General features: G+C 41.8%; 10 protein-coding genes and 2 riboswitches. Of the genes, 1 reads left to right on the top strand and 9 read right to left on the bottom strand.

Going from position 1 to position 10,379, the window contains the following annotated elements:
* Positions 1-269: 269 nt before the first annotated feature.
* Positions 270-451: riboswitch (cobalamin riboswitch) on the bottom strand.
* A 48-nt stretch (positions 452-499) separates the two neighbouring features.
* The 8 genes from IEO70_RS10085 to IEO70_RS10050 form a co-directional block, all read right to left on the bottom strand.
* Complete coding sequence (locus IEO70_RS10085) at positions 500-1,036, bottom strand: hypothetical protein (protein WP_190998252.1); 537 nt, start codon at positions 1,034-1,036, stop codon at positions 500-502.
* A 12-nt stretch (positions 1,037-1,048) separates the two neighbouring features.
* Complete coding sequence (locus IEO70_RS10080; RefSeq protein WP_190998251.1) at positions 1,049-1,834, bottom strand: ABC transporter ATP-binding protein; 786 nt, start codon at positions 1,832-1,834, stop codon at positions 1,049-1,051.
* Position 1,835: 1 nt separating this feature from the next.
* Positions 1,836-2,855: a FecCD family ABC transporter permease gene (locus tag IEO70_RS10075; RefSeq protein ID WP_190998250.1), complete on the bottom strand. Its 1,020-nt coding sequence runs from the start codon at positions 2,853-2,855 to the stop codon at positions 1,836-1,838.
* 2 nt (positions 2,856-2,857) lie between these two features.
* Positions 2,858-3,841 (bottom strand): ABC transporter substrate-binding protein, encoded by a 984-nt coding sequence (locus tag IEO70_RS10070; protein WP_190998249.1) that lies wholly within the window; start codon positions 3,839-3,841, stop codon positions 2,858-2,860.
* Positions 3,842-4,332: 491 nt separating this feature from the next.
* Positions 4,333-4,512: riboswitch (cobalamin riboswitch) on the bottom strand.
* A 72-nt stretch (positions 4,513-4,584) separates the two neighbouring features.
* On the bottom strand, positions 4,585-5,814 hold the full coding sequence (locus tag IEO70_RS19865) for a DUF1643 domain-containing protein (protein ID WP_206711557.1): 1,230 nt from the start codon (positions 5,812-5,814) through the stop codon (positions 4,585-4,587).
* 110 nt (positions 5,815-5,924) lie between these two features.
* Positions 5,925-6,980, bottom strand: coding sequence for an LLM class flavin-dependent oxidoreductase (locus tag IEO70_RS10060; protein ID WP_190998248.1), 1,056 nt, complete (start codon positions 6,978-6,980; stop codon positions 5,925-5,927).
* Positions 6,981-6,982: 2 nt separating this feature from the next.
* Entirely contained in the window at positions 6,983-7,927 is a 945-nt protein-coding gene (locus tag IEO70_RS10055; protein ID WP_190998247.1) for a ring-cleaving dioxygenase, read from the bottom strand.
* 16 nt (positions 7,928-7,943) lie between these two features.
* Positions 7,944-8,393, bottom strand: a complete 450-nt coding sequence (locus tag IEO70_RS10050) for a MarR family winged helix-turn-helix transcriptional regulator (protein WP_190998246.1) — start codon at positions 8,391-8,393, stop codon at positions 7,944-7,946.
* A 238-nt stretch (positions 8,394-8,631) separates the two neighbouring features.
* Between IEO70_RS10050 and IEO70_RS10045 the strand changes: the two genes are divergently transcribed.
* Positions 8,632-9,207 (top strand): hypothetical protein, encoded by a 576-nt coding sequence (locus IEO70_RS10045; RefSeq protein ID WP_190998245.1) that lies wholly within the window; start codon positions 8,632-8,634, stop codon positions 9,205-9,207.
* A gap of 37 nt (positions 9,208-9,244) precedes the next feature.
* On the opposite strand, the gene ssuD is transcribed toward IEO70_RS10045, so the two are convergent.
* Positions 9,245-10,369 carry an FMNH2-dependent alkanesulfonate monooxygenase gene (gene ssuD, locus IEO70_RS10040; RefSeq protein ID WP_190998244.1) on the bottom strand — a complete coding sequence of 375 codons (1,125 nt, stop codon included), beginning with the start codon at positions 10,367-10,369 and terminating at the stop codon, positions 9,245-9,247.
* Positions 10,370-10,379: the final 10 nt, after the last annotated feature.

Here is a 10,379-nt window from a genome sequence, read left to right as displayed (position 1 = left end):
CTCCAGCCCTTACCTCACGATAAGTACCTTGCGCTTCCTTAGTGGTTAGTCGATGTGTACCCCCACAGCGGACTTTCACCGCCTAGATAGTTGCCATGCCTGGCACACTAAAAAAACCATTCCCTCGAACGGAAATGGTTGAAATGGCAAACTCAAGTTAATGTCATGCTCAAATAGACGAATAGCAATCTATTCGTTCTGCAATAACTCGTTTGTCGTACAGTGCTTTATTCAAGCACTCTCCACCCCCTATTTCCACGTAGGTATTTGGTGTGTACTAGAAATTGGCAGGTCTCCTGGCTTATCTTCAACACGCATCGCACCTTCCCGTTATAAAACAGTGGCATATTGCGAAACGCTCCGAAATACAGTTGCGGGACAGCGCCGGATTTTCACCGATCTTCCCTTTTAATCCAAACCTCGGTTTGGCACCAACTCATACACGATATTCAATTACAATGTAACTATAACATATAAACACAATAGTAAGAAAATTTAATTAATTTCTACTCCGTTTTTTCATTGGATAAGACTTGCTGATAAATGGTATTTCTTCGATTTCATTCACTTGATTCACATAGACCGCCATTGCGAATAAAACATTCGCAATCAACCCTAAATAGGAAAAAAGTATTTCCGGCACTTCGCGCTCTTCGCTCACCTTATGTAGCGCCCGGTATGACTTTTTCGCATCGCTACGGGCACTATGAAGCGCGCTTGCCGCTTCATTCCCTTGCGGCAGCACGAATTGCTTCGTTGTTTCACCTGTTAGCCGTACATATTCATCATATCGGCCGCTTAGCCAACGAAGATCTTCCTCATTAATTGCAAGTTTGCCGCGAACAGAACCATTAGCGTGATAGCACATTTCTTGAATAACGCGTAAATCTTCCAGAACGATTTGCTCTTTCTCTGTCAAATAGCAAAATACAGCACCAACACTCGTTGTCAAACTGTCTGTACGTATTTCATAATCGACTAAACAGCTTTTCTCGCGCATAAATGGATAGCTTGAATAGCGCCAATTCTTTTTCATGTTGTTCGCCCCCTAATTAGACACAGAATACGGAATGACCTGCCTTTTATCAAGAAACGGGTCATCATACGTATATGATTTTGTTTGAAACACTTTTTGCAAAAATTCCTCTGTTAAAGCCTCTGTCGGAGCTGCAAAGGCAGCGATGTCACCGTCGCGCAGCAGCAACAGCTGATCGCAATAACGGGCTGCCAAGTTAATGTCGTGAATTGCCGCCAATACCGTCTTCCCGTCTTGCGCAAGACGGCAAATAATCTCACTGATTTGCACTTGATGATAAATATCTAAATCAGATGTTGGCTCATCTAAAAGTATCACTTCGGATTGCTGTGTAATTGCTTTAGCGAGAAATACTAACTGCCTCTCGCCGCCCGATAATGTTGTAATAAAACGGTCTTTTAAATGATCAATACCTGTTTGTTTCATAGAATCTTCTACAATTTTAGAATCGTGCTTGTGCGATAGCTGCCATTTCTTCCGATGCGGATGTCTGCCCATCATGACGACTTGCTCAACTGTAAATTGATAATCCAATATCGTTGTTTGTGGCATATAGGTAATGGCCTTTGCAACCTCGATGTCAGTCATTTCATTCAAGTTTTTTTGTCCAAAATGAACGGAGCCCGCATAGGGTTTCAATAATTTCGCAAGCAACCGCAATAGTGTTGACTTGCCAGTTCCATTTGGTCCAATCAAGCCGATAAATTGGCCAGCTTCAATCGATAGATTCATATGATCGACAATGATACGATTGCCTCTTTTAAATGTCAGATCACGCATTTGCAAGATTGCTGTCATGTCACAACTCTCCTTGCTTTTTATATTTCATAATCAAATAAATAAAGAACGGTGCACCGAAGAAAGCAGTGACGATGCCGATTTGAATTTCCGCCGGACGAATGGCTATTCGCGAAATGAGATCAGCAATGATTAAAAAACTAGCGCCGCCAAAAGCACTCGCAAGCAACAAATAACGATGTGCCGGACCAATGATCATTCGAATCATATGCGGCACAATAAGTCCGACAAAACCAATTGCACCCGTCATCGCGACACTGATTCCGGTAACAAGCGATGCGACAATTAAGAGTATGTTGCGGGTACGCTGCACCGTTATCCCCATATTTTGCGCCTGTTCTTCTCCGAGCAGAAAGATATCCAGGTCATTGGCATAATACATGAATAAACCGATACTTAACATAATCGGCACTATTAAAATTTGCACATCTCCCCAATCACGCCCGTTCAGATTACCCATTAGCCACTGGACGATTTGCTGCATGACGCCGGCATTTGAGAAAGAAATCAACAATGACGAGCATGAACTCAAAAAAGAGCTGACGGCAATACCTGTCAAAAGCAATGTCATCATCGATGTCTTACCATGACTGGTCGATATGGCATAAACAATCATTAACGTTATAAGTGCCATCACAAAACCTAAAAGCGGTACGAATACTGCATGAATGGAGGCAAATCCGAAATAGATAGCGATGACACCTCCAAAAGCGCCGCCTGATGACACACCGATAATGCCCGGGTCGGCCATCGGATTACGAAACACGCTTTGCATGACAACGCCCGATATTGCGAGTGCTGCACCAATCAGACCAGCGACAATGACACGGGCAAATCGAATTTGCACTAATATCGTTTCGTACATCGGATTGTAGTCAAACTGAACAAAAGGAAGCAGCGAAAGTAATACTTTCACTGTTTCCTTAAAAGGTATTGTCACACCGCCATACATCGTCGCCATCACCAATGAACATATAAATAAACTAATTAATGTGATGAATGTAACAACATTTTTAGCCAATTTTATTCTCCGTAAAGAACATTATAAATATCTTCTGCACCTTCAATGACGAAATGCGCAGCTGTTGTTAAGTTTGCGCTGTCGATGACGTGGACTTCATCATTTTTGAATGCACTTATATTTTTCAGAGCCGAATCGTTTTTCCATGCTTCTACAAATGTAGCTTTTGAACCGTCATACTGCCAATCGCTCGTAATAATGACGTCTGGATTCAATTCTACAACTTTTTCTTTTGAAAGATTCGGATAATCAGGATACTCGTCACCTGTAATGCCGGCTTCAGTAATAACATTAATCCCCCCTGCAAGCGAAATCATCTCTCCGATTGATGTGTTATCTGTAACAGAAGAATCATATTGTGTTAAGTAAAGTACGCGTTTCTTCACGTCTTGTACTGCTGTTTTTTCTTTCAAATCTGCAATACGTTCTTCAATATCTGTTAAAATTTCTTCTGCCTTCTTTTCTTCTCCAACAAGAGCAGCTACTTCTTCAAGACCTGCTAAAATGCCATCAAATGATGTATCATCCTTCAATTGGTAAGTTGTCAATCCTGCCGCATCTAATTGCTCAAGCACAGCCGGGTCGACATATGTCGGCACAAGTATTAAATCCGGGTTCAATGAAATGACTAGTTCTGCTGTTACAGAATCAATTTTTGTTTTAATGCTGTCTGTTAACTCGGCTACATTTGAAATTGCCGGGTCGGTTGATAGTTTTGTCACCGCCGAAATACGCTCAGGATCTACTATCGCAAGCAAATATTCATCCATCGCTAATGTAGTTGATACAATGCGTGTCGGTTTTTCATTAAGTGTTACCTCTACTCCGCGACCATCTAGAAATGTCTTTGGATACTCAGAGGTTTCTGTTTTTGATGTTTGTTCTACTTTCTCTGTTATTTGATTGTTTGTTGCTTCTTCGCCACATGCTGCCAATAAACATACAGATAATAGCACCATCATTAATTGGCTTAAATACTTTTTCATCCCGTTTACTCCCCTAAAAAATTATTTATATTTGAGCGTAAAAACGCTAAATACCGATAAGAAAAATCGTCACCGGTCCTTTTTCATTTTGATTTTCCTCATTGATACCAATCAATGAAAAAGGAGACATGCGAGAACCGAAATGCGGAAGCGACCTGCAAGTAAGGAACAGCGACTAGGGACGCTACGTCCGCATATCTTCGTCGCTGTGACTCTCATCGTGAGAGCCCCGAACGAGAAACCCGCCTTTGGTTTCTTGGGCGAGGCAGGAAAAGGGAACATCGGCTAAGAACGCCACGTCCGCATGTCTTCGCCGATGTGACCTACATCCTGTAGGCCTCATGGCAGGTGTAAGGTTAGACAGCAAAAAAGCCTGTATTCTCGGCTAAAAGAATACAGGCTTTTGATCATTGTTATAAATAACTAGAGCAAAACAAAAATAAATAGAAACATAGTCCCTAAGTATCGCCTATACTTCTCCCACCGAAAAGTTAGTTACGCATTCGTAAGCAGGTTTCCTGACTCAAGCTTCACCTTACTCTCACGCCTTCCTCTAAAATGAGTGGCCCTGTGATTTCATCAGCTTTTACAGTAGCGGGGGCTGCTCCAGATTTTCACTGGATTCCCTTTTAACTCGCAAATTTGCGAGCACTTATGAATGTTAATATGAAATTGATTTACATGATTTACACCTTATCACAAAAAAACGAAAGTGAAAAGAATTTTTTGTTTTTTTAGAATTATTAAGTTAATATAAACTTTATATCCCTCCAATTGTACGGTGTCGGCTCCAATCTCCCATTAGCAAATAAAGGATGTTTTGGCTGTCCGTATTTTAAGACATCCAAACAATGCACTTCTATATTTTCACTTTCTAATAATGACAAAACTTCTTTATATCTGTTTTTATATGTTCCGTTTTCACCCCAAGCCGCGATCACTAAACCGGCGCTTTTTGCCGCATCTATTATGTAATCGTTTGTTTCCGGACCGATTGGATCGTTAACATGCTTGATTTTATAAAATTCTGTTCCGCAATAGGCGAACAAATTGACTATTTCTATCATGCCATATTTGCCTCCGTGCCAGCTTTTTGCGAATTTTATGCACTTTTTCACGGTATTATCATTGTACATTTCATCAGCAGTACTCGGATTCAGACAGATGAAAACCACCTTTTCTTTTATCGGATCCCATATGCGAGTTAAAGAATATCGGTACATTCTGCTCTCATCAAAAACAGCTCCATCTTTGATGATTCTCTTCATCAGCCAATCTCTTGCCTGGTTAGCAATGAATCTTTCAAATTCACTTACATTAGCAGGCAACATATTTAATGTTTCAAGAATGCGACTCCACTGAAAGACTCCGATTCCTTTAAGTCGTGATAAATAATCAGCCGGTATATACGGCAGTACCATTTTGCTTGCAATTGCCTGCTGATACTGATTCATAACGTCAATTCCTTTTTTTGAATGTTTTTCATCAAGAACGAGTAATGAAACGTAGACATCCTTATTTTGTCCGTAATGGAGCGCAACATCAATGTTGCGGATTATTTGATCTCTTGAAGCATCATAAGTGGTGCTCATGCTAATATCACTCTTATACTTCACTTCAATAACCCAGACAAATTCATCAGATTCTATGATTACATCTACTTCAGTCGGACCTTCTTTCTCTATATTGGCAGCAGGCTTCAACTTCTTCCACAATAAAATATCAATGTTTTCGCTGCAATAGTTGAATGGCAGATCAAAAGTTTTATGAAACAAATGCTTCAGCCAAAAATTCGGGTTGATTTGCTTTAAACTCTTAAAAACATTCCAAGTCATCACATCTTCGCTGTTCTCGCTCCTAAGCTGGTCAATTTTATCGCCTCTCATTCGGCTTAATTCAAGATCGTACTTATCAATAATTAAAGCATTTCGAAAATCTTCATGCAGCAATACACCGGTTTCGGATGTTTGCATTTTTTTCTATCCCCTTTTATTTTTCTTTTCACCAAATTATACCATATAATAAAAGGTTTCGACTTTAATGAATTGTAAAAGCGCACCCAAAATTTCGGGTGCGCCTTTCTTTAATCCTTCGTATACTTCTTAATCGCCGGAATGATATCATTGCCGATGATTTCAATATTTTTCATGATTTTCTCGAATGGTACGCCTCCGAAATCAATTTGTCCAAGAAAGCGCTGCATGCCGAACAGCTCGTATTGATATAGCAATTTTTCGATGATTTGCTGTGTGCTGCCGACCATAAGCGCATCACGAGTGTCCGGCGCCTGCTCGAATTGCATTCTCGGATAACCGCTACCCCTGATTGCTCTAAATCCGAAATCAAGATGCGGATACATGCCGTCAATTGCTTCCTCCGTTGTTTCTCCGACGTAAAATAGGCTTGTTGTTGCAATTGGAAATGTATTAGGGTCAAGTCCATTGCTTTTCAAAGCTTCGCGGTATGCGTCAACAGAAGGCTTGAAATGTTTCGCCGGTCCTCCCAATGTTGTCAGCACCATTGGTATACCCATTAAGCCTGCTTTTATCGCACTCCCAGGTGGTCCGCCAACTCCGCGCCATATTGGAAGATGGCCGTCTTTCGGTTGCGGCAAAATTTCCGCATTTCTTAATGGCGCCCGGAATTTCCCTTCCCATGTAATGCACTGTTCATCATTGATTTGTTTCAAAAGTGCTAACTTTTCTTCAAAAATCTCTTCATAATCTTCAAGTTTGACGCCGAGCAACTGATAAGCGCCGACTCTCGAACCGCGACCTGCGACAATCTCAGCTCGTCCATTAGAAATCAAGTCAATTGTCGCAAAGTCCTCGTATACGCGCACCGGGTCCGATACGCTAAGAACTGTTGCAGTGCTTGTGATTTTTATCGTTTTTGTCGCCTGAGCAATCGCGGCTAATATGACGGTATGTGCCTGTGAAGTGAAATATGTTTGGTGGCTTTCGCCGACACCGAATACATCAATTCCGGCTTGTTCCGCCAATTGGCTGGCTTCAATCAACTCATTAATACGCTGCTGAGCTGAAATGCGCTTGCCTGTTAGCGGATTTAAAATGTGATCACCTAACGAATACAGTCCGATTTCCATTCCTTTTGATGGGTCGATACGAAAATGCTTCATAATTATTTCTCCTCAATTGGTTTCAGATTTTTTTCGATTTCTGCTCTTCTGCTTTGTAGAAATGTCGGCAAATCAAGTTTTTCACCTAACGTTTCAATATCGCCGTCAACCGTGAATCCCGGTCCGTCGGTGGCAATTTCAAATAAAATGCCGTTCGACTCACGAAAATATAAGCTTTTAAAGTAGAAGCGATCAACGATGCCCGATGATTGAAACCCCCGATCCCGTACTTGCTCATCCCAATAGTGCAGCTCTTCTTCATTTTTGACGCGAATCGCTAAATGGTGAATGCTGCCGCGTCCCGGTTTTTCAGTCGGTCCATCTTCCTGCTTCACAACAATTTCACCAAACACTTCTCCTTCTGTTGATTGAAAAATCGCTTCCGCTTCTGATCGAGATATTTCGGTATAGCCGAACATTTCCGTCAATGTACGTCCCAGTTTTTCGAGACGGCGCACCGTTATTTCGACTGAACCCATTCCTTGAATTTGGTGTTGAGCCGGTACGTCGGATTTTTCCCACGTTTGCCAATGCTCGATTTTCGCACCGTTTGATACGAGGAGTACCATGCGAAGGCCTTCAGCATCTTCAAAATGTAGTGCTTGTTTGTTCGCATACGTTGTAATGTCGCCATGCACAACAGCATGCTGTTCAAAACGCTGTTTCCAATAATGCAGACTTTCTTCCGTCGGCACAAGCAAGCCGATACGGGTAATCGCATTAGTTCCTCGATATGTACGTCCGACCATCGGAATTTCAAAGAAAGACAATTCCGTTCCCGGGCTGCCGGTTTTATCGCCGTAAAACAGATGATACATCGACGGATCATCTTGATTGACGGTCATTTTCACCCTGCGCAAACCGAGAATGTCCCGATAAAAATGATTATTGCTGCTCGCATCTTTCGTAATCATCGAAATGTGATGATGCCCTGGTATTTGATACATGAAAAATTCCTCCCGGTTATCTATTTTTGTTCGTAACTTTTTTTTCAAGACTATTTTTATAAACGCGTGACATAAGCGAATACAGCTGCTTCTGTTCTTCCGACGATAAGCATTCGTCAAAAAATGATGATTGGAATGCAAGTTGACCCTCAAACGCTGCTTCAAGTTTCTTTCGTCCTTTTTCTGTCAGCGATATGTTTTTTGTCTTCCAATCTTGTTTGCGTACAATTAGCCCTTCTTTTTCAAGACGTGAAAGCATGCGCGAAATACCACCTTGTGTGACTGTTACCTTCTCTGCCAGCTCGCTTTGTGTGATCGGCTCATAATTAGATATTTGCATGAGCACATCAAATTGTGCTGATGTTAAATCGAATGGCTTCAGAAATTCATTCGATAATCCATTGCTTTGATGCGTAAAACGGGTGAGCCGCAGCCAAATTAATGAGCCGCGCGTATTCTTTTTCATATGCTCTCACTCCTTTGTTATCATCACTTTACTAATCAAGTGATAACCAATCAAGCAAAATGCTTCGAATTCGAGATAATTATAAAAAAGATTCTAAATACAAGCCTGTTATTTCGATTTATTCCGTGTCGTCACATCAAAAAATAACCGCTAAAAATCTCTAAATAGAAATAAATAATTCTTCTTTCTGGTGCTAAACTAAGACTATAATGGAATAAACAGGAAATGAGGTGGGTGTGTGAAACGAATCATCTTACATGCAGTAATACTCTCGCTACTAGTTGTTTTAGGCGCTTGCTCGAATGTTCCATCTATAGGGCTGATTGCTGCAGAAGTAGAGCTTACAAGCGACCCGCATAAAGTGGGTTATACAGAAGTCGAATTGGATAATGGTAAACATGAGAAAATCTCCACTACGTCGCTATACTACACCTTTTCTATAAAAAATGAAGGAAATCGGAAAATCGGAAAAGAGAACGCAGAAGAAGGCTTGCGTGTCAAAATCGAGCCGCATGAAAAATTATTGACTGCTTCCGAGAAAGTGATGGGCTTCAACCTTTTCGACGAAAGCACTTATGAAAATCACGGGGTGGGTAAGGGCTATAGCTATGTCAATGTACTTAAACCGGATGAGTCAAGTGATTTCATTATTTATTATGATTTAGGTTATGAAGCAACCTTCGAAGACTTCCCACCTGCTCCTACCCAGCAACAATTAGATTTATTGATAACCAATGCTTTAGAGGCCACTTTAATTGTAACGGTTGGGAATGAAGAAATTGCCCGCTTCGATTTAAGCAAAGAAGCAAAATAAGATGCCCCCATAATAGAGGTCATCTTATTTCGCTTGATTAAACGCGGCTGACTTCTGCCGGACGATATTTATTACCGATTGTTTCCCCGACACTGTTCTTCTCTTGTTTTGTTTTATATTGCAGCAGAGGGAAAACGAGTTCGGCGAAGCGATATGATTCCTCCAGATGTGGATAACCAGACAAGACGAATGTTTCGATACCGATTTCCTGGTATTCACGGATGCGAGCTGCCACTGTTTCCGCATCACCGACTAATGCTGTGCCGGCACCTCCTCGCACCAACCCGACGCCCGCCCAAAGGTTCGGACTGATTTCCAAATTGTTGCGATTGCCGTTATGAAGATTCGCCATGTTGCGCTGACCGGTAGAATCAGAATGGTTAAATGCTTCCTGTGCTTTTTGAATTGCCGCTTCATCTACGTATTGAATGAGCTCATCGGCTGCTGCCCACGCCTCTTTATTCGTTTCACGAACAATTACATGAAGGCGAATGCCGAATTTGATAGTACGTCCTTCTTTCGCAGCGCTGGCGCGGACTTTTTCAATTTTTTCTTTCACCGCTTCAAACGGCTCACCCCACGTCAAGTAAACATCAGCATGTTTGGATGCCACTTGAATACCGGCATCGGAAGATCCTCCAAAGTAAATCGGTGGATGAGGCTCCTGCACACCCGGATATAAAACTTCTCCACCTTCAACAGCTAAATGCTTCCCTTTAAAATCAACTGTTACACCAGCAAGCAGCTGACGCCAAATCGTTAGAAATTCATCTGCCGCCTCATAGCGCTCCGAGTGAGATAAAAATACACCGTCACCAGCTAATTCGACCGGATTTCCCCCGGAGACAACATTAATGAGTAATCGCCCTTTTGATATTTGATCCAAAGTCGCCGCCATTCGCGCTGCCACAGTCGGATTCATAATGCCGGGACGAACCGCAACGAGAAACTTCAGCTTTTCTGTTACCGAAGCAAGCGCTGATGCTGTCACCCAAGGATCTTCGCAGCTTTTCCCCGTTGGAATCAAAACACCTTCATAACCTAATTGATCGACAGCTTGCGCAATTTGTTTCAGATAAGCGAAGCTCGTGTCGCGTCCTCCCTTTGTTGTTGCTAAATAACGGCCATCACCATGTGTTGGAATAAACCATAAAATTTCCATATTCAATCTC

Source organism: Peribacillus faecalis (assembly GCF_014712675.1).
GTDB lineage: Bacteria > Bacillota > Bacilli > Bacillales > DSM-1321 > Bacillus_AD > Bacillus_AD faecalis.
Note: the sequence above shows the minus strand (reverse complement) of the source record. Positions and strands in the feature narration are given on the sequence as shown.